This is a genomic window from Marinibacterium profundimaris, from assembly GCF_002210095.1.
Classification (GTDB): domain Bacteria; phylum Pseudomonadota; class Alphaproteobacteria; order Rhodobacterales; family Rhodobacteraceae; genus Marinibacterium; species Marinibacterium profundimaris.
The window spans coordinates 70,302-93,666 of the sequence record NZ_AQQR01000011.1; the positions used below are offsets into that span (position 1 = coordinate 70,302).

Sequence of the window (23,365 nt, forward strand, 5' to 3'; positions counted from 1 at the left end):
GGCCATCAGCACGGGGTATGGCACTGGGTATGGCGCCGCCGGGCCGGGCGGCCCGCGACGAGAGACGGAGCAGGTTTTGTACTACGGGTCGTTCGAGGATTTCCTGAATAAGCCGGATCGCTGGGCGGTCGGCCCGCTGGCGATGATCTTCGTGGAAGACGAGGTGGAGATCGACACCACGCTGCGCCACCACCGCGACTGCGGCTTTCGCACCATCGTCGCCTTCATGCCCGACGACTACCCCTCGGCCCCCGACCTGGTGGAGCAGATCCACCGCGTGCGGCTGGACACGGTGCGGCGGGACGTGGTGCCCGACACCGTGAACCGCATGATCGCCGCGGCGCCGGGGCTGTGGATGTATTACTGCTACAACGCCGAGTACCTCTATTACCCGTTCTCCGAGACCCGCAGCGTGGGCGAGATGCTGAGCTTTCATACCGAAGAGCGGCGCGATGCGATGCTGACCTACGTGGTGGATCTCTATGCCGACGACCTGAAGGCCCATCCTTCGGCGGTCTCGCTCGACCGGGCGCATCTGGACCGCACGGGGTATTATGCGCTCGCCCGGCTGGATCCGGACAGCGGTTTCGCCCTGGAACGGCAGCTGGATTTCTTCGGCGGGCTGCGCTGGCGGTTCGAGGAACACGTGCCCAGGACAAGCCGGCGGATCGACCGGGTCGGGCTGTTCCGGTCGAAGCCGGGCCTGTCGCTGCGCGGCGATCACACCTTCGACGACGAGGAATACAACACCTACGCCTGTCCCTGGCATCACAACCTGACGGCGGCGATCTGTTCCTTCCGGACCGCGAAGGCGCTGAAGCGCAACCCCGGGTCGACGTTCGACATCACGACGTTCCACTGGCACAACTCGGTGCCCTTCAACTGGCAGTCGCGGCAATTGCTGGACCTTGGGCTGATGGAACCCGGGCAGTGGTTCTGAGCGGGCTGCGCGACCGCTGACGGGTCCCCGCGCGCCGGACTGCCCCGGAAACCGGGGTGGGCGGGTGGGAGGTTCGCCGGGGCAGTCCGGCCCTTCCGCACGGCACCCTCCAATCACAAGCCAGCCGGCCGGGCGGCGGCTACGCTCCCGCCCGACCCACCCCGCTGCGCCGCCGCCCTTGCGCGCAGCGGCCAGGGCCGGTTCAGGGCAGCGGGTCAGTCCGATACAGCCGGATCTTCAACCCGCCGTGAGGCACCTGCACGCCGGTGGGCAGCCAGGGCAGGCCCGTCGCCTTCGCCAACCCGCCATCGGTCGTCACCAGCCCGACGCGCCAGCCCCGGAACCGGGTCTTCAACCCCTCGCCCAAGGCACCGTACAGTCCGAAGAGCAGCTTCCGGTCGCCGATCCGCGCGCCATAGGGCGGGTTGATCATCACCAGCCCCGGCGGGCCATCGGGCGGCGCGGCCTCGGACACCGGGCACTGGCGGAAGGACACCAGCCCGTCCAGCCCCGCCCGCGCGGCATTCTCCGCAGCCATCGACACGGCGCCCGGATCCCGGTCCGAGCCGCCAAACCGGAAATCGGGACGCGCCCCCTGCCCGGCTGCCGCGCGCATCGCGGCCCAGATCCCGGGGTCGAAATCCGGCAGGCTCTCGAAGGCGAAACCGCGGCTGCGGCCCGGGGCAAGGCCCAGGGCGATCTCGGCCGCTTCCAGCGGGAAGGTGCCCGAGCCGCACATGGGGTCATAGACCGGCTCGCGGCCGTCATAGCCGCACTGGCGCAGGAACAACGCGGCAAGCGTCTCGCGCAGGGGCGCCTTGCCGACGGCCTGCTTGGTCCCGCGCATGTGCAGCGGCGCGCCGGAGGTGTCGAGGCTGAGGGTGCAGAGATCGTCCTCGATCCGCGCCATGATCTTCAGCTTCGGCGCGCGGCTGTCCGTCTCGCCGCCGCCCGCCGCCTCGCCCAGGGCCTCGCGAATCGCCGTCTCGATCCGCTGGGTGGCGGCGCCGGCGTGATAGATCTTGGACTTGCGGCAGACGGTTTCCACCTGCACCTGCCGCCCCTCGCCCAGGATCGACATCCAGTCCACCCGCCGCACCCGCTTGTCGAGCTGCGCCAGGTGCATGGCCCGGAACTCGGCCAGCCTGACAAGCACGCGCGTCGCGCCCCGGCTCAGCAGGTTCACGCGCCAGACCTCGGGCCAGCCGCCGCGCAGCGTCACGCCGCCCGGCACCTCGGCCGCGTCGGCAAAGCCCAGGGCGCGCGTTTCCTCGGTCAGCACGTGTTCCAGCCCCGGGGGGCCGGCGAGGAAGATGTCGAACGGAGGTTCGGGCCGGATCGGGGCGGCCGGCGCCGGCGGGGCGACGGCGGTTTCGCCCGCGGGGCGTTTCTTGCGGCGTCGCGACGACGAGGTGCGGGCCATCAGCGGACCCCGCCCCGGACAATTGAACCGGTCATATTCGGGCAGGCGCGGCTCAGTTGCGGCGACGCAGGCGGATCACCACGTCGACCGAGGCGATCTCGGCCCCTTCGGGCGCTTCCGGCAAGCGGGTGATTTCCAGCTGGTCGGCCGGCGCGTCGAACAGATGCGCCTCGTCCTCCCAGAAGAAATGCGGGTGGTCATGGGTGTTGGTGTCGAAGTAGCTCTTGGAGCCGTCAACCGTCACTTCCTGCAGCAATCCTGCCTCGCAGAAGGCGCGCAGCGTGTTGTAGACGGTGGCCAGGGACACAGCGACGCCCCGATCCTTGGCCGAGTCGAACAGGCTTTCGGCCGTCACGTGCCGATCCTTCCCGTCGCCCACGAGCAATTCGGCCAGCGCCACGCGTTGCCGCGTCGGGCGCAGCCCCGCCTGGCCCAGCCAGGTCATCGCTCTTTCCTCGGATTGTGCCACCGGTGCCACGGGCAAGACCTCCCAGACGTCCATTCAAAGGTCTATATAAAGCTTGACCTGCCCCGAACTCAATGGGAATCCGGCAAAAACGCCGGGACAGGCCATGGAGGGGCCAGAATGAGGCCCGGATCCCGATCCGCAAACCGCCGCAGGAGAGGACCGCGGCGTAGCCGGCCGAGTGGCCCTGACATTTTGCCTCTGTCCCTGTGGCCCGCATGGCCTTGCAGGACATCCGGCGGCGGTGATAGAGGGGTCGAAATGCACCATTGAGACGAGCAGGAGACGCGCCAGCATGGCGAACCTTCCCACCTTCTTCGACAAGGATGCGCTCCTGAAATGCGCCCGTGGCGAACTTTTCGGCCCGGGGAATGCACAATTGCCCGAACCGCCCATGCTGATGATGGATCGCATCACCGATGTCAGCGCCGATGGCGGCAGCCATGGCAAGGGCCATGTCGTGGCCGAGTTCGACATCCATCCGGACCTGTGGTTCTTCGAATGCCACTTCCCCGGCAACCCGATCATGCCCGGCTGCCTTGGCCTTGACGGGCTGTGGCAGCTGACCGGCTTCAACCTTGGCTGGCGCGGCATGCCCGGCAAGGGCATGGCCCTTGGCGTGGGCGAGGTGAAGCTGAGCGGGATGGTCACGCCGGACCGCAAGATGCTGACCTATTACGTGGACATGGTCCGCGTCATCGACCGCAAGCTGAAGATGGGCGTCGCCGACGGACGGGTTGAGGCCGACGGAGAAGAGATCTATTCGGTCAAGGGCATGAAAGTGGGGCTCTCCGCAGGAGAGTAGCCCGACGCGCCCAGGCCCGGTTCGGGCCATACCAGACAAGGGAGACCCCAATGCGCCGCGTCGTCGTAACAGGACTTGGCATCGTGTCGTCCATCGGGAGCGACAGGAGCACCGTGCTCCAGTCGCTGAAGGAAGGCCGGTCCGGTATCGTGGCCAGCCCCGAGATGGCCGAGCACGGTTTCCGCAGCCGGATCGCGGGGACCATCGACGTCGATCCCAAGGATCACGTGGACAAGCGCACCCTGCGTTTCATGGGTCCCGGGGCCGCCTATGCCCACATGGCGATGAGCCAGGCGATCGAGGATGCCGGGCTGGAACAGTCGGATATCGTCAACGAACGCACCGGCATTGTCGCCGGCTCCGGCGGACCTTCGACCAGCGCGATCTTCCAGGCGCATCAGACGGTGCTGAAATCCGGCGCCACCAAGCGCATCGGCCCCTTCGCGGTGCCCAAGGCGATGTCGTCCACGATCTCGGCGAACCTGTCGACCGCCTACAAGATCAAGGGCATCAACTATTCCATCACCTCGGCCTGCTCGACCTCGCTGCACTGCATCGGCAACGCGGCAGAACAGATCATGATGGGCAAGCAGGACATCATGTTCGCCGGTGGCGGGGAAGAGCTCGACTGGACCCTGTCCTGCCTCTTCGACGCGATGGGCGCGATGTCGTCGAAATTCAATGACACGCCCGAAAAGGCCAGCCGCGCCTTCGACAAGGACCGCGACGGGTTCGTCATCTCCGGTGGCGGTGGCATGCTGGTGCTCGAAGAGCTGGAGCACGCCAAGGCCCGCGGCGCGAAGATCTATGCCGAGGTCACCGGCTATGCCGCGACGTCGGACGGCCACGACATGGTGGCCCCCTCGGGCGAGGGTGGCGAACGCGCGATGCGCGGGGCTCTCACGACCTTCGACAAGGACCGGACCATCGGCTACATCAATGCGCATGGTACCTCGACCCCGGTCGGCGACGTGGGCGAGATCGAGGCGGTGCGCCGGGTCTTCGGCAACGGCCCTGCCCCCGTGGTGTCGTCGACCAAGTCGATGACCGGCCATGCCCAGGGCGCCGCCGGCGCGCTCGAAGCCGTGTTCTGTCTGCTGATGCTCGAGCATGACTTCATTGCGCCGTCGATCAATGTCGATGCGCTGGACCCCGAGCTGACAGAGGGCGAGATCGCGACGAAGCTGATCGAGAACGCCGGGCTCGACAGCGTCATGACCAATTCCTTCGGATTTGGCGGCACCAACGGATCTATGATCCTTTCCAGATACGACGGATAAGAAACATGTCGGACCTTCTGAAGGGCAAGCGCGGCCTGATCATGGGCGTTGCCAATGACCGCTCCATCGCATGGGGCGTGGCCCGCGCCTGCCACGAGGCCGGGGCCGAGCTGGCCTTCACCTACCAGGGTGAAGCCTTCGGCAAGCGGCTGGAGCCGCTGGCCCAGTCCATCGGGTCGGACTTCATGGTCGATTGCGACGTGACCGACGATGCCTCGCTCGACCGGGCCTTTGCCGCGCTGGCGGCGCGATGGTCCTCGATCGACTTCGTCGTCCATGCCATCGCCTTTTCCGAGAAATCCGAGCTTGCCGGCCGGTTCCTCGATACCAGCCGGGCGAATTTCAAGAATTCCATGGATATCTCGGCCTATTCCTTCGTCGAGATCGCGCGCCGCGCCTATCCGCTGATGAAGGAGAACGGCGGCACGCTGCTGACGATGACCTACCAGGGCTCGCAGCGGGTGGTGCCGAACTACAACGTGATGGGTGTGGCCAAGGCCGCGCTCGAATCGGCGACCCGGTACCTGGCGAACGACCTCGGCCCCGACGGGATCCGCGTGAACGCGATCTCGCCCGGCCCGATGAAGACCCTGGCCGGCGCGGCGATCGGCGGCGCGCGCAAGACCTACAAGCATTGCGAACAGAACGCGCCGATGCGCTCGAACGCGACTTTGCAAGCCGTTGGCGGCACTGCCGTCTACCTGATTTCCGATGCCGGCGCCTACACGACCGGTGAAATCATCAAGGTCGACGGCGGCTTCCACATACTGGGCATGCCGCAACCCGATCATCTTTGACCGGGGGTGAGAATTCGTCACGCAACTGCCACGTGACGGCCTCTTTTCATCGTTAAGCGTCTGCGTGACAACGATTACGGATGTTTATGTAGCGATGAATGACCCCAGACATTTTCAGACCCCGGGCCTGAGGCGCCCAAGATGGGCAAGATGGCTGACCCGCGTTTTGATGACCTTCTGCGCCTTTCTGATGATCCTCGCGGTCCTCTCGCAACCCAAGGTCTCGCGACTGACAGGGCGGGCCGCAGATCATGTGTCGGCCCTTGCCGGGTGGATTGCCCATCAGGTCAAGGGAGATGCGGTCACCTCGAACCAGACTGCCCTACCCTCGGGTCAGGGCATGTCCGGCAGCCCGTCCGGCCTGATCGGTCGCTGAAGCCCCGGCTTTGCCAATCGCATTCGGCACGGTCCCTCCGTGGGACCGCGTCGGTCCCGCAGGGCCGCGTCAGGCTCGTCCCACCAAGCCCTTTTGCCCTGCCCTGATCGGCCTGAACCCTTGGGGCCGCGCAACCGTTGCGTGAAACCCGGCCGTGTTGATGTTGGGCCATTCAACCGTCTCCCGGCGACGCGCAGGCGGGCCTTCCTCTTGGTTTGACCGCCGTGGCTCTTCCTTCTGTCGCACCGCTGTGCCAGAGTTTGCGCGGACGGAGGAGGCGACATGCCAATCAGGACCTGTATCTTCGATGCATACGGGACCCTGTTCGACGTGGCGGCCGCAGCGCGGCAGGCGGCACAAGAGCCAGGGTTTTCAATACTTTCCGACCGGTGGGAAGCGGTTGCGCGCGACTGGCGCAGCAAGCAGCTGCAATACACCTGGCTGCGGGCGGTCACCGGGGCGCATGCGGATTTCTGGCAGGTCACCCAGGACGGGCTGGACTGGGCGCTGGAGGCCGCAGGCCTTGACGACACGCGCCTGCGCATGCGCCTGCTGGATCTCTACTGGGAGTTGCAGGCCTATCCCGAAGTGCCCGGCATGCTGGCCGAACTGAAAGCGGCGGGCAAGGCCACGGCGATCCTGTCGAACGGGTCTCCGGGGATGCTGAAGGGGGCGGTGGCCTCGGCCGGGTTGGGCGCGGTGCTGGACGATCTGTTGTCTGTGGAAAGCGTGGGTGTGTTCAAACCGGACCGGCGGGTCTATGACCTCGTGACCGAGCGATTCGGCGGCACCCCGGACGAGGTGCTGTTCGTATCTTCCAACGGATGGGACGCGGCGGCTGCGGCTGGCTACGGCTTTGTCACCGCCTGGGTGAACAGAGCGGGAGAGCCGATTGACCGGCTACCCTGGACCCCGGCCCATGTCCTGTCCGATCTCAACGGCATACCAGAACTGGCGGCGCATTAATGGCAACCTTCCGAACATCCGACGGATTGACCCTGTATTACGAAGTGACAGGATCCGGCCCGCCGCTGTTGTGCCTGGCCGGTCTTACCCGCAACAGCCGGGATTTCGATCCGCTGCGCGCAGCACTTCCGGGCGTGCAGATCATCACGCTGGATTATCGCGGCCGGGGCCTGTCGGAATTCGACGCCGACGCCCACAATTACAACGTCCTGCGCGAGGCCCGCGATGCGGTGGACCTGATCGCCCATCTGGGTCTGGGTCGGGTCACGCTGCTGGGCACCTCGCGCGGGGGGCTTATCGCCATGGCGATGGCGGCCCGCCACCCCGAGACCCTCTCGGGCGTTGTCCTGAACGATGTCGGACCCGAGATCGGCCCCGCCGGCATCGCCCGGATCATGGAATACCTGGGCCAGGCGCCGCAGGTCCGGGACCTTGATGCGGCGGCGCGCCAGATGCAGGCAGAGAATGCCCACAGCTTCCCCGGCGTGCCTTTCGACGTCTGGCGACAGCAGGCCGAGGCGCAGTTCCGCGCAACCGACGCGGGCCTCGCCCTGCGCTACGATCCCAGGCTGCGCCAGGCGATCCTCGAACAGGCGGCGTCCGAGGCGGCACCGGACCTGTGGCTGTTCTTTGACGCGTTGAAAACCCTGCCGGTCGGCTTGCTCCGGGGTGCCAATTCGGACATTCTCCTGCCCGAAACGGTGGCCGAGATGCGCCGGCGGCATCCGGGGCTGATCGTCAGCGAGGTGCCTGACCGGGGTCACGTGCCATTCCTGGACGAACCTCAAAGCCTGGACGTGATCCGGGCCATACTGGCCGAGGCGGAATGTCTGACATTGACATGATCTCGGCGGCCGCCGGCCGGCTTTCGGGCCATATCCGGCGGACGCCTCTCCTGACTTCTCCCTTCCTGGACGAGATCGCCGGCCGGCGCGTCTTCGTCAAACCCGAATGCCTGCAGCACACCGGCAGCTTCAAGTTCCGCGGCGCCTGGTCGGCGATCTCGGCGCTGGATCCCGGGCTGCGCGCCAAGGGCGTTCTGGCATATTCCAGCGGCAACCACGCCCAGGGCGTGGCCTTGGCGGCGCAGATGCACGGGGCGCCAAGCGTGATCGTCATGCCCTCGGACGCGCCGGCGCTGAAGATCGCGAACACGAAGGCGCTTGGCGCCGAGGTGGTCCTTTATGACCGCGGCCGCGAGGCCCGGGAAGAGATCGGCGACCGGCTGGCCGCCGAACGCGGGCTGACCCTGATCCGGCCCTATGACGAACCGCAGGTCATCGCGGGCCAGGCCAGCGTCGGGCTCGAGATCGCCGAACAGGCGGCCGAGCTGGGCGTGGCGGACAGCGCGCAGGTGCTGGTCTGCTGCGGCGGCGGCGGGCTGACCTCGGGCGTGGCGCTTGCACTGGAGGCAAAGGCGCCGAAGATGACGGTGCGCCCGGTGGAGCCAGAGGGCTTCGACGATGTCGCCCGGTCGCTGCAGGCGGGCGCGATCCAGCGCAATGCGGCCGAAGCCGGCGGGCTGTGCGATGCGATCCTGACCCCCGCGCCGGGGCAGATCACCTTTCCGATCCTGTCGCGGCTGTGTGGCCCCGGTCTGGTGGTCACCGAGGAGGAGGCGTTGCGCGCCATGGCCCTGGCCTTCCTGCGGCTGAAGATCGTTCTGGAACCCGGGGGCGCCGTGGCCCTGGCCGCCGCGCTGTTCCATGGGACAGAGATCGACGGCGAAGAGGTGATCGCCGTCGCCTCAGGTGGTAACGTGGACCCGGAGGTGTTCCGACTGGCATTGGACCGCCTGGACCAGGCCTGACCCCTCGGGGGCCCGTCGCGGAAGGCCCGGATCGTTTTCGCGCAGGAAAACGGCGGCGCGGCCCGGTTCGTTTCGGGGATCCGGGCCGAGAGGAGCAAAGGAGAAGACCCATGAACCTCGCCGATCTCGGAGATGTCCAGCTGCATTACCGCGTCGATGGGCCGGAGAACGGACCGCCGGTGGTCTTTGCCAATTCGCTGGGGACGGACCTGCGGCTCTGGGACGACCTTCTGCCGATGCTGCCCGCCGGGCTGAAGATCGTCCGCTACGACAAACGCGGGCACGGGCTGTCGTCGCTGCCGCGCGGGCCCTATCACATGGGCGCGCTGGTCAAGGACGTGGAGGCGCTGCTGGATTACCTCGGCGTGCGCGACGCGGTCTTTGTCGGCCTGTCGATCGGCGGGATGATCGCGCAGGGGCTGGCCGTCAAGCGGCTGGACCAGGTGCGGGCGGTGGTCCTGTCGAACACCGGGGCCAAGATCGGCACCCGGGACATGTGGGACGAACGCGTCGCCGCCGTCGAGGCCTCGGGGATCGAGCCCATGGCCGATACCGTGATGGAGCGCTGGTTCTCCCCCGCTTTCCGCGCCACGCCCGAGCTGCAGCTTTGGCGCAACATGCTGATCCGGCAACCGGCCGAGGGCTATGCCGGCTGCGCCGCTGCCATCGGCGGCACGGATTTCTACACCACAACCGCCGGGCTGCGCCTGCCCGCCCTGGGCATCGCGGGGTCCGACGACGGCTCCACCCCGCCGGACCTGGTGCGCGAGACGGTCGACCTGATCCCCGGATCGCGCTTTCACCTGATCCGGGGCGCCGGGCACCTGCCCTGCGTCGAGACCCCCGTGGAATACGCCAACGTGCTGAACGCCTTCCTGCATGAAGTTGGCCATATCTGATCCCCTGAACATCCGAAACGAGATCCAATGCCCGCATCTGTCTTCGACAGCGCCCTCTACGGCCGCCTGTTTCCGACCGGCGAGGTCGGCCGCCTGTTCACCGACACCGCCGAAATCCGCGCCATGCTGCTGGTCGAAGGGGCCCTGGCCAAGGCCCAGGGCGCGCGCGGGGTGATCCCCGAGACCGCCGCGACCCAGATCCACCGTGCCGCGCTCGAGGCACAGATCGACCCCTCGGCGCTGGCCGAGGCCACCGGCACCAACGGGGTCAGCGTCCCGGCGCTGGTCAGTGCCTTCCGGGCCGAGATCGGCGCACCCGAGGCGCGCGCCTTCGTGCATTGGGGCGCGACCTCGCAGGATATCGCGGACACCGGGTTGATGCTGCGGCTGCGCCAGTCGTTCGGCCTGATCGAGGCCGATGTCGTCGCCTGTGTGCAGGCGCTGGGGCTGCTGGCCCGCGACCATGCCGAAACGCCCATGGCCGCGCGCACCTATGGCCAGCACGCCACGCCCACTGCCTTCGGCGCCGTGGTCGCCTCGTGGGGCATGCCGCTGCTGGATCTGCTGGACGAGCTGCCGGCGCTGCGCGAGCGCTGCCTGCTGGTTTCGCTGTCGGGCGCTGCCGGCACCGGCGCGGCGCTGGGGCCCGAGGCGGCGGCGCTGCGCGCCGACCTGGCGCAGGCGCTGGCGCTTGGCGATCCGGGGCGCAGCTGGCACACCGACCGCGCGCCAATCCTGCGGATCGCCGACTGGCTGGCGCGGCTGACGCTGGCCTTCGGCAAGATCGGCGAAGACCTGACCCTGCACGCCCAATCCGACCTGGGCGAGGTGCGGCTTGGCGGGGCCGGAGGATCCTCCACCATGCCGCAGAAACAGAACCCGGTGGGGCCCTCTGTGCTGGTGGCCCTGGCGCGGCAGGCCACGGCGCTGCACGGGGCGCTGCAATTGGCGGGGATGCACCGGTTTCAGCGCGACGGCGCGGCGTGGTTCACCGAATGGATGGCCCTTCCCCAGCTCGTGCTGGGCGCCGCCTCGGCCGCGCAGACGGGGGCGCGACTGGCCGGGGGCATCGCACCGGACAGGCAAGCCATGGTCCGTGCCTTCGACGGCCCGGGCGAGATGATGATGGCCGAGGCGCTGTCCTTCGCGCTGGCCGCCACCCTGCCCCGGCCCGAGGCGCAGGCCGAGGTCAAGGCGCTCTGCCGCGCCGCCGCCGAGACGGACGAGCCGCTTTCGGTCCTCGTCGCGCGGCAGCACCCGGGACTCGACCCGGGGCTTTTCGACCCGGCCGGCCAGCTGGGCCAGGCCCCGGCAGAGGCGCGGGCCTTTGCGGATCGCGCGGCCAGGGCCGCCTCGGGCCGCGATTGACCGGGGCGGCACGGGCCCGTGCCGTTTCCGTTCCCAAGAACCGCGCCGGTGCGGCCGCCACCGACCGGACGGGACTGTTTCAGGATTGCCTTCTCGCGAACGCGCGCTCACCTTGGCCGGGAAGATCCCAGCGGAGCGCCTGACATGTCCGACATTTCTCCCTCCCCTGTACCCGACACCGCGACCGGCCCGACCACGGTCCGCGCCGCGCTCTGCCGGGCCTTCGGTGCGCCTATGACGATCGAGGAGGTGGTCCTGGCCCCGCCCCGCGCGGGCCAGGTGCAGGTCACGCTGGAGGCGGTGGCGATCTGCCATTCCGACATTTCCTTCGCCGAAGGCGCCTGGGGCGGGCACCTGCCGGCGGTCTACGGGCACGAGGCGGCGGGGCGGATCACCGCCCTGGGCGACGGTGTGACGGGGCTGGAGATCGGCGATCCGGTGGTGGTCACGCTGATCCGGCCCTGCGGCCATTGCCTGAACTGCGAAACCGGACAGCCGACGATCTGCACCACGCCGAAGGACAATGTCACGCATCCGCTTTCCCTGCCCGACGGATCGCAGGTCTTTCAGGCGATGGATTGCGGTGCCTTCGCCGAGAAGGTCGTTGTCGATGCCGTGCAGGTGGTGAAACTGCCCGAAGGGCTTGCCTTCGACATCGCCTGCCTGCTGAGCTGCGGTGTGATCACCGGCGTCGGCGCGGCCGTGAATGCCGCCGGGCTGCGCGCCGGGCAGGACGTGGTGGTGATCGGCGCCGGGGGCGTCGGGCTGAATGCGATCCAGGGAGCGCGCATCGCCGGGGCCCGGCGCATCGTCGCCGTGGACGTGACCGAGGAAAAGCTCGCCATGGCCCGGGATTTCGGCGCCACCCACGGCGTTCTGGCGACCGAGCCGAAACCCTGGCGCGCGGCGCAGGCAGCGCTGGGGCGCGGCGCCGACGCGGTGCTGGTGACGGTGGGCTTTGCCCCGGCCTACACGGATGCGCCGCGCTACATGGGCTTTGGCGGCAAGGTCGTGGCCATCGGCATGCCCCACGGCGGACAGATGGCGGAATATGAGCCGGTGACGCTGTCCTTCGCGGGGCAGAAGATCATCGGCTCGAAGATGGGCGACGTGGTGATCCGCCGCGATATCCCGTGGATGGTGGACCTGTACCAGCAGGGGCGGCTGAAGCTGGACGAGCTGATCTCGGGCCGCTGGCGGCTGGAGCAGATCAACGAGGCCATCGCCGACACAAAGGGTGGCGGCGCGAAGCGCAACGTGATCCTGTTCCGCTAAGCCCGGGCTGAGGCCTCGCTTCCGGCACCATCAGATCGCATCCGAGGAGGTGCCATGAAACTCGCCGATCTCGACATCATCGTCACCGCCCCGCCCGCGCCGGGCTGGGGCGGGCGCTACTGGATCCTGGTGAAGCTGACCACCGCCTGCGGCATCACCGGCTGGGGCGAATGTTACGCCGCCAGCGTCGGCCCCGCGGCGATGGAGGCGGTGATCCGCGACGTCTTTGCCCGCCACATGGCCGAGGAGGACCCGGCCAATATCGAGCTGATGAAGCGCCGCGCCTATTCCTCGGGCTTCACCCAGCGGCCGGACCTGACGGTGATGGGCGGGTTCTCGGGGCTGGAGATCGCCTGCTGGGACATCCTCGGCAAGCACCGCGACTGTCCGGTCCATGCGCTGATCGGCGGGCGGATGAACGACCGGATCCGCGCCTATTCCTACCTCTATCCCCTGCCCCGGCACGACATATCGGCCTTCTGGAGTTCGGCCGAACAGGCCGCCGAAAGCGCGCTTGACCTGGTCGCGCGCGGCTATACGGCGGTGAAATTCGACCCGGCCGGTCCCTACACGATCCGCGGCGGGCACATGCCCTCGATGCGGGACATTGGCCAGTCCGTGGCCTTCTGCGCCGCGATCCGCGAGGCTGCGGGCGACCGGGCCGATCTGCTTTTCGGGACGCATGGCCAGTTCTCGACCGCAGGGGCGATCCGGCTGGGCCAGGCGCTGGAGCCGTTCTCTCCGCTCTGGTACGAGGAGCCGGTGCCGCCCGACGACATCCCCGCCATGGCGCAGGTGGCCCGGAGCGTGCGCGTTCCCGTGGCCACGGGCGAGCGGCTGACGACACTGCCGGAATTCACCGCGGTTCTGCGCGCGGGCGCGGCCGAGATCCTGCAGCCGGCGCTGGGGCGCGCGGGCGGCATCTGGGAGGCGCGCAAGATCGCGGCCCTGGCCGAGGCGTTCTCGGCCCAGGTGGCGCCGCATCTTTATGCCGGGCCGGTGGAATGGGCGGCGAATGTCCAGCTGGCGGCGGCGATACCCAACATCCTGATGGCCGAGACGATCGAGACGCCGTTCCACGCCGCCCTGATCCGCGACGGGATCACGGTCGACGACGGATACATCCCGGTGCCCACCGGACCCGGCCTTGGCATCGAGGTCGACGAGGCGCTGGCCCGCGCGCATGCCTGGACCGGGGAGACGCTGCATCTGCAGATGCAAGAGGCGCCCTGCTCCTACGACCGGGGCAATGCCTTTGCCGGGGGCGCGCCACCCGAGTAAGCGCGCCGGGGCGTGCGAGGCCGGCCGATCCGCAGTGACAGCATGGGGGTTACCGCATGGCAGGCTTTCGTGCATGATGGTGCAAACCGAAATTCCAGACCGCGTGCCGTTCCGTGACAGATTCTGACCTTCTCTCGCCCGAGACACCCGGTGACATGGCCGTTGCTGCAAGTGCGGCGACGTCCTATCTCAAGACGCTTGCGCATGAGGGCCGGCTGATGATCCTGTGTCATCTTGCGGGCGGCGAGAAATCCGTGGGCGAACTGGAACGGTTGCTGGACATGCGCCAGGCGGCGGTGAGCCAGATGCTGGCGCGGCTGCGGGACGAGGGGCTGGTGTCGACGCGGCGGGACGGAAAGACGATCTTCTACGACCTGGCGGACGACAAGACGAAGCAGGTGATCGGCCTGCTGCATTCGATCTTCTGCGCCCCCTGACCGCCCGATCCGGCGGTCCTGATGCCGGGCATTCCATACCGACAGCGTCGCCAGGCGGTGGGGTGTAACCCCACCCTACGGAGATCCGCGACCCGGTACGCGCAAAGGGCAGCCCGGCGCTGCGGGGTGGGTGGGCGGGAGCTGCGACGGGCTGCCCGGCCTCGCCACTGTCTCAGACCAGCGGCGACCGCGCCCGCTTCCGCTGCAATTCGAAGTGACCCAGCGGGGTCCAGCCTGACAGCACCGTCTCCACCGGATCGGCCCGGAAGGCCGCGCGCAGCGCGCTTTCAAAGGTGCGGCGGTCCTTCTTCGGCATCGGCGCCAGGTCCAGCACGATCTGCCCGCCAAGCCCCCGCACCCGCAGCGCGCGCGGCAAAGCCCGGGCGCAGGCGATATTCGCCTTCAGCCCCGCCGCCAGCGAGGTATCCGCCCCGGTGTTCACATCCACCGCAACCAGAGCCCGCGTCGGCTCCACGTAAAGAGAACCGCCACCGGGCAGGCCGACGCGCGCCCCACGGGCAGCCTCGATCGCCTCGGTCACGCCGTGGGTCTCGAAACATCCCGCTTCGGTCACCACCTCGGCCGGCTCCGACCAGTCGCGCCAGGCCAGCAGGTGCGGGCCATCGCCCTCCACCAGCTTCTCGGGTTCGCCGTCCAGGTCGGCCATCACCCGCGTCGCGAGTTCGGACATGGCGGCGATGTCCTCGGCGATCTCGTCCTCGTCCGCGCCCTCGGCGGCGGAGCGGACGATCAGCCCGTGGAGGGCCGCGTCCTTCGGCCCCATGACCTCGTGTGCAATTTCCAGAAGCCGGTCGCGTTCTTCATCTTCGCGGATCCCGCGCGAGATGTTCAGCCCGGGCGCACCCGGGGTCACGATGGCAAAACGGCTCTTGAACAGCAGCCGGTTGGTCACCGGCACCGCCTTGCCCGGCTCGGCATGGCCGGTCACCTGCACCAGCAGGTTCTCCCCCGGCGACAGACCCTTGACCTGGCGCAGGAACGCCGGCCCGTCAGGGGTCGACAGGAACATGCCGCCCTGCCCCTTCACCGGCCGGTCGGCGCGCGCGCGATAGATCGTGCCCGGCGCCGGCGTGTCCGTCTCGACCAGCAGGTCGTCCAGCTGGCCATCCACCATCAGGGCCGCCGCCTCGCGGCCGTCCAGATGATCGAGCAGGATCTGCCGTCCCTTCATGCCGCCTCCCTGTAAAGCGGGTAGCCCGCCGCCTGCAGCAGCCCCGCCGTCTCGGCGAGCGGAAGCCCGACGATCCCGGTGAAGGATCCGCTGATCCATGGAATGAAGGCCCCCGCGGGACCCTGGATGCCGTAGCCGCCGGCCTTGCCCTCCCAGTCGCCGGTGGAGAGGTAGGCGTTGATCTCGGGATCCGACAGGCGCTTCATCTTCACCGCGCTGACCACGTCGCGTTCCCAGACGCGATCGCCCAGCCGCAGCGCCACCGCCGTGATCACGCGGTGCCGCCGTCCGGACAGCAGATGCAGGAACTGCGCGGCCTCGCCGGCATCCGCGGGCTTGCCCAGGATGCGCCGACCCAGCGCCACGGTGGTGTCCGCGCACAGCACAAGCTCATCCGGCGCGGCCCCGACGGCCTGCGCCTTCTCGCGCGCCATGCGCTGGCAATAGGGGCGAGGCAACTCGTCCCGTGCCGGTGATTCGTCGATATCTGGGGGGCGCACGCCTTCGGCCACGACGCCGAGTTGCGCCAGCAGGTCGCGCCGGCGCGGAGACCCAGATCCCAGGATCAGCCGCATGCGCCGGTCGCCGTCGTCACTTGAAGCGATAGTTGATTCGCCCCTTGGTGAGGTCGTAGGGGGTCATTTCCACCTGGACCCGGTCGCCAGCCAGAACTCGGATGCGGTTCTTGCGCATCTTGCCTGCCGTATGTGCGATGATTTCATGGCCGTTTTCAAGCTCGACCCGAAACGTCGCATTGGGCAGGAGTTCCTTCACGACACCGGGAAATTCGAGCGTATCTTCCTTGGCCATGTTGTCTCCATCCTTGCACGCCCGCCATAGTCACGGGCGCGCTTTAAATGGACCTTCACAGACCTTAATTCAAGGGCCTTGTCAGCGAAGCTCGATCATGTCCGGCGTACCGTCGCGGCCCGACTGGTCCGCCCAGTGCGCGCGGTTGAGCACGACACCCTCGGACCGGACCCGGTGAATCAGCCCCGGCTCGACCTCGGCACAGGTCCAGGCGGGCACATCGAAGACCCCTTCGGCCAGCACACCGCTGTCGGGAAAGCCCTTGTCCGGCGGTCCGAAGATCCCGCCGCGGCCGGTGTTGACCTCGACCGCCTCGTTCCAGTCGACCTCGCCCACCAGCGAGGCCATGACCGACACACACTGATTCTCCAGCGCCCGCGCCATCGACCCGATTCGCACCCGGGAATGGCCGGTGCGCGCCTCGGTCGCCGAAGGCACCAGCAGCAGGTCGGCCTCGGTCAGGGCGTGGGCCAGCAGGGGGAATTCGCTGTCGTAACAGATCAGCACGCCGATCTTGCCCAACGCGGTGTCAAAGAGGCGCAGCGGACCGCCCGGGTCCATGTCCATCTGGTCACGCTCGTAGGGGATCAGGATCTGCTTGTCCTGCACGCCGATCTGCCCGGTCGGCGTGATCAGCCGCGCCCGGTTGACGGGTTTGGTCCCCGTGCCGCTCTCGGCCCGCGCCGGGCCGGAGGCGGCCAGGATATGCACGCCGTATTCCGCCGCAAGTGTCACGTGGACCTTGTCGGCCTCCTCCAACCTGTCGGCCACGGCCCAGCAGGACTTCTGCAGGTCCTGCGCCGTCTCGCGCCCATCGAGCGTGGCAAGCTCCATCGCGCCATATTCTGGAAAGACGAGCAGTTCGGCCCCCTGCCCGGCCGCGTCGGCGACCCAGGTTGAGATCTTGTCCTCGTATTGCGACCAGCTGTCGAGCCAGTCGAGCGGATATGCGGCGGCGGCAACTTTCATGGCTTATCGGTAGCGCCGCCGCCGGGCCTGCACAAGGGGCGGATTAGCCGCCGGTGGTCGGGTCGATGACGGTCTTGACCTCGGTGATCACGTTGGCCGGAAAACCGCTGATCTCGGCATGTTTGCGGATCGCGTCCTCGCTGTCAGCCAGGTAGATGCAGAAGGTCTTGTCGCCGGTCACGTAGGAGTGCTGCCATTGCACGCCGGGCACCTGCTCCAGCGCCGCGTTCGACGTGTTGGCCGCGCCGCAAAGCTCCTCGGCATTCATCGCGCCCACACCAGGCAGGTCACGTTCGATGACATATTTCTTCATGGGGTCCTCCTCTCCTTGAAGGGGGACAGGATACGCCCGTCGGGCGTTTCGCTCCAGCTCTCAGGGAATCCACGGTCGGGCCCCTGTCCGTCCAGGGCTGCGGGCCCGCGCGCCGAACTGGCAGGCCTTCCCCCACGCAGGCCCCGGAGTCGCGCCGAATGCCCGGGAACGCACGGCCAGCCATCCCGCGCCGGGCGGTGGCGGGCCGGGGGTGGGCGGGCGGGAGGCCTGCCACCGCCCGTCCCGCCGCTTACAGCTCGCGCATCCAGAACTGCAGGGGCTTGTCGGTCTCCGCCTCCTGGTCGATGTCCTTCCAGGAAAAATGCGCGACCACGCCGGGCAGCGGCGCATAGCCCCTGCCCCGCCAGAACGGCTCCAGCGAACGCGCACCCTCGGGCCGCAACGGATGATCGCCGGGGCGCATCACCCCGCAGAACGCGATCCTGTCATAGCCCAGCCGCCGCGCATGGGCCTCGCGTTCGTCAAAGAACCGATGCCCGATCCCGTGGCCCCGGCATTCTGCCAGAAGCACCGATTCGGCGCAGTAGAAGACCGATCCCATGTCGATCCCCGACCCCGCGAAGGCGGCGGCGAAATCGTCGGCGTGATCGGCCAGCGGCATGCCTGTCGCAGCACCCACCAGCCGGTCACCGTCATGGGCACCGACCACGATGGCCGCCGCGCTCTCACGGTAGACCTGCAGGTAGCGGCGTTCGTAATCTACATCCCCGTCATAGAGATAGGGCCAGTCGCGAAACACGGTGATGCGCAGCCGGGCCACATCATCCAGCGCGGCGTCAAGCGCCGCGCCGGTCAGCACGCGGACCTCCATCAGGAGACCTGCGCGACCCAATCGGCGAGGTTGTAGTATGTGGTCACGCGGGAGATCTTGCCGTCCTTGATGTCAAAGAACGACCCGGCCGGCAGGCGATAGGTCTGGCCCCTGGCCTCCGGCAGGCCCGCGTCGGTGGCAAGGTAGGTGCCGTTGACGATGTACTCGGCCGCGGCACGGGTGCCGCCCTCCGCCTCGAACACCACCATGTCGGTCAGCTCTTCGCGGTAGCAATGGCTCATATGTGCGCAGAACTCGGCGAACTTGATCTTGCCGACACGGATGCGGCCCTCGTTGACGTGATGCGCCACGTCGGTGTCCAGGCAGGCCAGCATGGCCTCCGTGTCGCCGGCGTTGAAGGCCTCGAAATACTGCTTCACGATGTCGGACATATCGTCTCCTTGGGCGCGCCCCAGCGTTCGGTCAGCTTGCCGATGATCTGGTCGCGGGCCTTCCTGTATTGCGCCAGCTTGTCGGCGCGGGTTTCGCCCAGCCCCGTGGGGTCGAGGATCGGCCAGTATTCCACGTCGAGGTGGAAATACCGCGTCAGCTCCAGCGCCCGCCGCTGGCTTGCGGGCGACAGGGCAATCACCAGGTCGAAGGACGACAGGTCGTCGCCCCATTGCTCCATCTCGTCGAAAGAGCGCGACCGGTGCCGGGCCAGCTCCACGCCCATCTCCTCGCAGACGGCGACCGAGAATCCGTCGATCTCCATGTCGTTCTTCACCCCGACCGACTGGACATAGGTGCCTTCGCCATAAAACTTCTTCATCAGCCCCTCGGCCATCGGGGAGCGGACGGCATTGTGATCGCAACAGAACAGAACCGATTGGGGCAACGGTTCCGACATGGCCCTCAGCCCCCGAAATGCAGGACGCAGATCAGGGTGAAGAGCCTGCGGGCCGTGTCGTCGTCGACCTCCACCTTGCCCTCCAGCCGTTCCCGCAGAACCCGGCTGCCCTCGTTGTGGATGCCGCGCCGGGCCATGTCGATCGTTTCGATCTGGCTGGGCGGCAGGGTCTTCACCGCGTCGAAGTAACTTTCGCAGATCTGGAAGTAATCCTTCACCACCTGCCGGAACGGCCCGAGCGAGAGGTGGAATTCAGCCGCGCGTTCATCGTCGGTCGTATCGACCTCGAAAACCAGGCGCTTGTCGCGGATCGACAGGGTCACCCGGTAGGGGCCATCGGCCACGGGCCGTCCGTCGCGCGCGGGCAGGATGAACGTGTTGTCCTCGAGCAGGTCGTAGATCGCCACCTTGCGCTCCTGCTCGATCTCCGGCGTGGGCGGCGGCAGGGCGGAATCGTCCAGCGTGATCTCGGCGATATGGGACATCGGCGGTTACCTGTTCAACATGTCGAGCCGCGCGCGAACGGACAATCCGTGGGCTTCCAGGCTCTCGGACTGCGCAAGGCGCTCTGCGGAAGGTCCGATAGCACGGAGCGCCTCCGGAGTCATCCGCGCCAGCGTGGTGCGCTTGAGGAAATCCATGACCGACAGCCCCGAGGAGAAGCGCGCCGACCGCGCGGTGGGCAGAACGTGGTTCGGGCCGCCCACGTAGTCGCCGATCGCCTCGGGCGTCCACTGACCCAGGAAGATCGCGCCGGCATGAATGCAATGCGGCGCCAGCGCCTCCGGATCCGCCACGCAGAGTTCGAGATGCTCAGGCGCGATGCGGTTCGACAGCTTCGCGGCTGTGGCCAGATCGGGCACGGTGATGACCGCGCCAAAGTCGCGCCAGGAGATGCCGGCGATGGTGCGGCGCTCCAGCGTTTCAAGCCGCTTGTCCACCGCTGCGGCCACCGCCTGGCCAAACGCGGCGTCGGTGGTGATCAGCAGCGATTGCGCGCTTTCGTCATGTTCAGCCTGGCTGAGCAGGTCGAGCGCGATCCAGTCCGGATCGTTGTCGCCATCGGCGATCACCAGGATCTCGGACGGTCCCGCGATCATATCGATGCCGACCTTGCCGAAGACCCGCCGTTTCGCGGCGGCGACAAAGGCGTTGCCCGGCCCGGTGATCTTGTCCACGGGGGGAATGGTTTCGGTGCCATAGGCCAGCGCGGCGATCGCCTGCGCGCCGCCGATGCGATAGATCTCGTCCACCCCCGCCAGCCGCGCGGCCAGCAGGACCAGCGGGTTCACCTCACCCCCCGGGGTGGGCACGGTAATCGCCAGCCGCTCCACGCCCGCCACCTTGGCCGGGATCGCGTTCATCAGGACCGACGACGGATAGCTTGCCAGCCCGCCCGGGACGTAGAGGCCGGCGGCCGAGACCGGAGACCAGCGCCAGCCCAGCGTGGCTCCGGCGGGATCGGTCCAGCTGGCATCCTCGGGCATCTGCCGGTCGTGGTAGGCGCGGATGCGCGCGGCGGCCTGATCCAGAGCGGCGCGGTCCTCGGCGCCGACTTTCTCGATCTGCGCGTCGACCTCCTGCGCTGTGAACGCCAGCGTGTCGGGCGTCAACGTCAGGCGGTCGAACTTCTCGGTCAGGGCCACCAGCGCCGCGTCGCCTTCGGCACGCACACGCGCGATGATGCCCGCGACGATGTCGTCGACATCCGCGCTGTCCTCGCGCTTGGCGGCCAGCAGCGTGGCAAAGGATGCTTCGAACTCCGGATCGGCGCTGTTGAGAAAGACCGGCATGACATGTTCCTCGATTGATCCGCCGCACATAGCGGGACGCCGGGGCAGGCTCAAGATCTGCGCCCGTGCGACGAAAGCATCAGCGCGATGGGCATTCGGGCCGCGCGGACCAAATTTCTTCAAGAGAAATTTGCCAAGATTTTCCGGGAAAATCTTGTTGCGCCCGGCTCAGGCGTCGTGATCGGGGATCTTGCCCGAGGGCGCCTCGTAGGGCCGGGTCACATCGCGCAGCGTGACATCCAGCGCCTCGACCTCCAGCCGGATGCCGCCGTCACCGGCCAGCGTCAGCACCACGTGGCCGGTGCCGTCCTCGGCCGGCTCGAAGGTCACCGACAGCAGCGACAGGATCACGTCCTTGTCCGCCCGGTCGATCCCCTGCGAGGCCACGCGCAGCACGTTCTCGACGCTCAGCACCGATTGCACCCGTTCGACGGGTCGGTTGCGGGCCTTGGCGTTCGGCGCGTCCTCCCAGCGGAAGCGGTTGAGCAGGATGGCGAACTGGCGCGCCTTGGGGCGCCAGGCCATCTCGGTGATCGGAAAGACCGCGTCCTGCACCAGCGCGGCCAGGACACCGAGATCCTCGTCATCCAGCGCACCAAGATAAAGCGGCGCCTCGCCTCCGTCCTCGAACCGCGCGTCCTCAGTCATCAGCCCGGCACCCGTTCGATGATCGCACCCACGGCGCGCAGCTTTTCCTCGACCTGCTCATAGCCGCGGTCCAGGTGATAGACCCGGCTGACCGTGGTGTCGCCCTCGGCCGCGAGCCCCGCGAGGATCAGCGAGACCGAGGCGCGCAGATCCGTCGCCATGACCGGAGCCCCCTTCAGCTTGGACACGCCCGTGACCTTCGCGGTGCCGCCCTGCACGTCGATCCGCGCGCCCATGCGCATCAGCTCGGGCGCATGCATGAAGCGGTTCTCGAAGATCTTCTCTTCCAGCACGCTCACCCCTTCGGCCGTCGTCAGCAGCGCCATCATCTGCGCCTGCAGGTCGGTCGGGAAGCCCGGGAAGGGCGCGGTGGTCACGTCCACCGCGTGGATGCCGTTGCCATTTCGGCTGACCTTGATGCCCTTGTCGGTGTCGGTGACCGTCACGCCGGCTTCTTCAAGCTTCTCGATGAAGGCCGTCAGCAGGTCCTGCCGGCCGCCCAGCAGCTCCACCTCGCCGCCGGCAATGGCCGGGGCCAGCATGTAGGTGCCCAGTTCGATCCGGTCGGTCACCACCTGGTGCGTCGCGCCCGACAGGCGCTCGACCCCCTGGATGGTGATCGTGTCGGTGCCCTCGCCGTCGATCTGCGCCCCCATGCGGCGCAGGCACTGGGCCAGGTCGACGATCTCGGGCTCGCGCGCGGCGTTTTTCAGAACGGTCGTGCCCTTCGCCAGCGTCGCGGCCATCAGCGCGTTCTCGGTCGCACCCACGGAGACGAAGGGGAATTCGAACACCGCCCCTTTCAGCCCGCCCGGGGCCTTGGCATGGACATAGCCGTCACGCAGCTCCAGCTCGGCGCCCAGCGCCTCCAGCGCCTTGAGATGCAGGTCCACGGGCCGCGCGCCGATCGCGCAGCCGCCCGGCAGAGACACCACGGCCGCCCCGGCGCGCGCCAGCATCGGCCCCAGCACGAGGATCGAGGCGCGCATCTTGCGGACGATGTCGTAATCCGCCGTGAGGTTCGACAGGTCATGGCTCGACATCGCCAGCACCTTGCCCTCGTTCAGGGTCGACACCTCGGCGCCCAGCGATTGCAGCAGCGTCGTCATGGTGCGGATGTCCGACAGCCGCGGCGCATTGGTCAGCGTCAGCGGCTCGTCCGACAGCAGGGTCGCGGGCATCAGCGTCAGGCAGGCGTTCTTGGCGCCTGCGATCGGGATCTGCCCGTTCAGCGGGCCATTGCCCGTCACGATAATGGAATCCATACCTGTCTCAGTCCTCGTTCCCGGCCTCTTCGGGCGTTTCACCTGTCCCGTGCTTCGGTGCGGAGGAAGTTGATCGGGCGCGCGCCTGTGCCTTGCGCCGGGCCATGTTGGCCTTCAGCGCGGCTTTCAGCCGGTCTTCCCGAGTCGTCGCCTGTTTTGCCCCGCCCGACGGGCTTTTCTTATCCGTCATGCCCCTGTCTATCGCAGCATGAAAAACACGTCCAGATAGCCCTTGCGCCCCCCGGAATTTGCAATTAGAGACCCGCCCACGGCGCTGCTGTAGCTCAGAGGTAGAGCACTCCCTTGGTAAGGGAGAGGTCGAGAGTTCAATTCTCTCCAGCAGCACCATCTCTCCTGAAATCATCGTTTTCGGCAGTTTGACGGCGACTTTCCCATTAAGCCGCGCGTTTCGCCGATCTGTCGCGGCCCCTGGGCCGCAACAGGCGGATCCCTGCCGCCCGGGCCGAATCCCGGCCCGGGCGTTCGGCGTGATTCTCTCGCGCGGGTCAGCGGCGGAACCGCACCGCCCGACGCGCAAAGACCCCCGGGCAATGAACCGGACCGCTCCGC

27 protein-coding genes and 1 tRNA gene are annotated in these 23,365 nt (G+C 67.9%); 13 read left to right on the top strand and 15 right to left on the bottom strand.

Annotated elements, in window-relative coordinates:
• The first annotated feature begins 76 nt into the window (after positions 1–76).
• The gene (locus tag ATO3_RS20050) at positions 77–940 is read left to right on the top strand and encodes a glycosyltransferase family 2 protein (RefSeq protein WP_088651688.1); all 864 of its coding nucleotides are present in this window, start codon (positions 77–79) and stop codon (positions 938–940) included.
• A gap of 202 nt (positions 941–1,142) precedes the next feature.
• On the opposite strand, the gene ATO3_RS20055 is transcribed toward ATO3_RS20050, so the two are convergent.
• Positions 1,143–2,363: a THUMP domain-containing class I SAM-dependent RNA methyltransferase gene (locus ATO3_RS20055; RefSeq protein ID WP_088651689.1), complete on the bottom strand. Its 1,221-nt coding sequence runs from the start codon at positions 2,361–2,363 to the stop codon at positions 1,143–1,145.
• Positions 2,364–2,415: 52 nt separating this feature from the next.
• Complete coding sequence (gene irr / locus ATO3_RS20060) at positions 2,416–2,808, bottom strand: Fur family transcriptional regulator Irr (protein ID WP_198963327.1); 393 nt, start codon at positions 2,806–2,808, stop codon at positions 2,416–2,418.
• 316 nt (positions 2,809–3,124) lie between these two features.
• Here irr and fabA point away from each other — a divergent pair, with 316 nt between their 5' ends.
• The 11 genes from fabA (at position 3,125) to ATO3_RS20120 (ending at position 14,123) form a co-directional block, all read left to right on the top strand.
• Positions 3,125–3,634, top strand: a complete 510-nt coding sequence (gene fabA / locus ATO3_RS20065) for a 3-hydroxyacyl-[acyl-carrier-protein] dehydratase FabA (RefSeq protein ID WP_088651691.1) — start codon at positions 3,125–3,127, stop codon at positions 3,632–3,634.
• 50 nt (positions 3,635–3,684) lie between these two features.
• Positions 3,685–4,914, top strand: a complete 1,230-nt coding sequence (gene fabB / locus ATO3_RS20070; RefSeq protein WP_088651692.1) for a beta-ketoacyl-ACP synthase I — start codon at positions 3,685–3,687, stop codon at positions 4,912–4,914.
• 5 nt (positions 4,915–4,919) lie between these two features.
• Entirely contained in the window at positions 4,920–5,711 is a 792-nt protein-coding gene (locus ATO3_RS20075) for an enoyl-ACP reductase FabI (RefSeq protein ID WP_088651693.1), read from the top strand.
• A gap of 658 nt (positions 5,712–6,369) precedes the next feature.
• A complete protein-coding gene (locus ATO3_RS20085; protein WP_088651695.1) occupies positions 6,370–7,053 on the top strand; it encodes a haloacid dehalogenase type II in 684 nt (227 codons plus the stop codon).
• Positions 7,053–7,898 carry an alpha/beta fold hydrolase gene (locus ATO3_RS20090; RefSeq protein WP_088651696.1) on the top strand — a complete coding sequence of 282 codons (846 nt, stop codon included), beginning with the start codon at positions 7,053–7,055 and terminating at the stop codon, positions 7,896–7,898. Before ATO3_RS20085 ends, ATO3_RS20090 begins: the two co-directional genes overlap by 1 nt.
• On the top strand, positions 7,880–8,863 hold the full coding sequence (locus ATO3_RS20095; RefSeq protein WP_088651697.1) for a threonine ammonia-lyase: 984 nt from the start codon (positions 7,880–7,882) through the stop codon (positions 8,861–8,863). Before ATO3_RS20090 ends, ATO3_RS20095 begins: the two co-directional genes overlap by 19 nt.
• 110 nt (positions 8,864–8,973) lie before the next feature.
• Entirely contained in the window at positions 8,974–9,762 is a 789-nt protein-coding gene (pcaD, locus tag ATO3_RS20100) for a 3-oxoadipate enol-lactonase (protein WP_088651698.1), read from the top strand.
• Between the two features lie 27 nt (positions 9,763–9,789).
• Positions 9,790–11,130 carry a lyase family protein gene (locus tag ATO3_RS20105; RefSeq protein WP_088651699.1) on the top strand — a complete coding sequence of 447 codons (1,341 nt, stop codon included), beginning with the start codon at positions 9,790–9,792 and terminating at the stop codon, positions 11,128–11,130.
• A 144-nt stretch (positions 11,131–11,274) separates the two neighbouring features.
• The gene (locus ATO3_RS20110) at positions 11,275–12,405 is read left to right on the top strand and encodes an alcohol dehydrogenase catalytic domain-containing protein (RefSeq protein WP_088651700.1); all 1,131 of its coding nucleotides are present in this window, start codon (positions 11,275–11,277) and stop codon (positions 12,403–12,405) included.
• A 54-nt stretch (positions 12,406–12,459) separates the two neighbouring features.
• On the top strand, positions 12,460–13,686 hold the full coding sequence (locus ATO3_RS20115; protein ID WP_088651701.1) for a mandelate racemase/muconate lactonizing enzyme family protein: 1,227 nt from the start codon (positions 12,460–12,462) through the stop codon (positions 13,684–13,686).
• A gap of 155 nt (positions 13,687–13,841) precedes the next feature.
• A complete protein-coding gene (locus tag ATO3_RS20120) occupies positions 13,842–14,123 on the top strand; it encodes an ArsR/SmtB family transcription factor (protein ID WP_088651702.1) in 282 nt (93 codons plus the stop codon).
• Positions 14,124–14,295: 172 nt separating this feature from the next.
• Here the strand turns inward: ATO3_RS20120 and ATO3_RS20125 are convergent, their stop codons facing one another.
• The 13 genes from ATO3_RS20125 to ATO3_RS20185 form a co-directional block, all read right to left on the bottom strand.
• Positions 14,296–15,315: a ribonuclease E/G gene (locus ATO3_RS20125; protein WP_088651703.1), complete on the bottom strand. Its 1,020-nt coding sequence runs from the start codon at positions 15,313–15,315 to the stop codon at positions 14,296–14,298.
• Complete coding sequence (locus tag ATO3_RS20130) at positions 15,312–15,890, bottom strand: Maf family protein (protein ID WP_088651704.1); 579 nt, start codon at positions 15,888–15,890, stop codon at positions 15,312–15,314. The genes ATO3_RS20125 and ATO3_RS20130 overlap by 4 nt, the downstream gene beginning before the upstream one ends.
• Positions 15,891–15,906: 16 nt before the next feature.
• Positions 15,907–16,125, bottom strand: a complete 219-nt coding sequence (gene infA / locus ATO3_RS20135; RefSeq protein WP_005620785.1) for a translation initiation factor IF-1 — start codon at positions 16,123–16,125, stop codon at positions 15,907–15,909.
• Between the two features lie 81 nt (positions 16,126–16,206).
• Positions 16,207–17,094, bottom strand: a complete 888-nt coding sequence (locus ATO3_RS20140; RefSeq protein ID WP_088651705.1) for a carbon-nitrogen hydrolase family protein — start codon at positions 17,092–17,094, stop codon at positions 16,207–16,209.
• A gap of 43 nt (positions 17,095–17,137) precedes the next feature.
• The gene (locus tag ATO3_RS20145) at positions 17,138–17,407 is read right to left on the bottom strand and encodes a DUF4242 domain-containing protein (RefSeq protein WP_088651706.1); all 270 of its coding nucleotides are present in this window, start codon (positions 17,405–17,407) and stop codon (positions 17,138–17,140) included.
• A gap of 250 nt (positions 17,408–17,657) precedes the next feature.
• Complete coding sequence (locus tag ATO3_RS20150; RefSeq protein WP_088651707.1) at positions 17,658–18,239, bottom strand: GNAT family N-acetyltransferase; 582 nt, start codon at positions 18,237–18,239, stop codon at positions 17,658–17,660.
• Complete coding sequence (locus ATO3_RS20155; RefSeq protein WP_088651708.1) at positions 18,239–18,631, bottom strand: ketosteroid isomerase-related protein; 393 nt, start codon at positions 18,629–18,631, stop codon at positions 18,239–18,241. The genes ATO3_RS20150 and ATO3_RS20155 overlap by 1 nt, the downstream gene beginning before the upstream one ends.
• The gene (locus ATO3_RS20160; protein ID WP_088651709.1) at positions 18,616–19,089 is read right to left on the bottom strand and encodes an arsenate-mycothiol transferase ArsC; all 474 of its coding nucleotides are present in this window, start codon (positions 19,087–19,089) and stop codon (positions 18,616–18,618) included. The genes ATO3_RS20155 and ATO3_RS20160 overlap by 16 nt, the downstream gene beginning before the upstream one ends.
• A 5-nt stretch (positions 19,090–19,094) precedes the next feature.
• Positions 19,095–19,574, bottom strand: coding sequence for a UPF0262 family protein (locus tag ATO3_RS20165; RefSeq protein WP_088651710.1), 480 nt, complete (start codon positions 19,572–19,574; stop codon positions 19,095–19,097).
• 6 nt (positions 19,575–19,580) lie between these two features.
• The gene (hisD, locus tag ATO3_RS20170) at positions 19,581–20,882 is read right to left on the bottom strand and encodes a histidinol dehydrogenase (RefSeq protein ID WP_088651711.1); all 1,302 of its coding nucleotides are present in this window, start codon (positions 20,880–20,882) and stop codon (positions 19,581–19,583) included.
• Between the two features lie 168 nt (positions 20,883–21,050).
• Complete coding sequence (locus tag ATO3_RS20175; RefSeq protein WP_088651712.1) at positions 21,051–21,530, bottom strand: DUF2948 family protein; 480 nt, start codon at positions 21,528–21,530, stop codon at positions 21,051–21,053.
• Positions 21,530–22,795: a UDP-N-acetylglucosamine 1-carboxyvinyltransferase gene (gene murA / locus ATO3_RS20180; RefSeq protein WP_088651713.1), complete on the bottom strand. Its 1,266-nt coding sequence runs from the start codon at positions 22,793–22,795 to the stop codon at positions 21,530–21,532. Before murA ends, ATO3_RS20175 begins: the two co-directional genes overlap by 1 nt.
• A gap of 7 nt (positions 22,796–22,802) precedes the next feature.
• Positions 22,803–22,985, bottom strand: coding sequence for a hypothetical protein (locus ATO3_RS20185; protein WP_088651714.1), 183 nt, complete (start codon positions 22,983–22,985; stop codon positions 22,803–22,805).
• A gap of 83 nt (positions 22,986–23,068) precedes the next feature.
• Here ATO3_RS20185 and ATO3_RS20190 point away from each other — a divergent pair.
• Positions 23,069–23,143: transfer RNA gene (locus ATO3_RS20190), tRNA-Thr, on the top strand.
• Positions 23,144–23,365 lie beyond the last annotated feature (222 nt).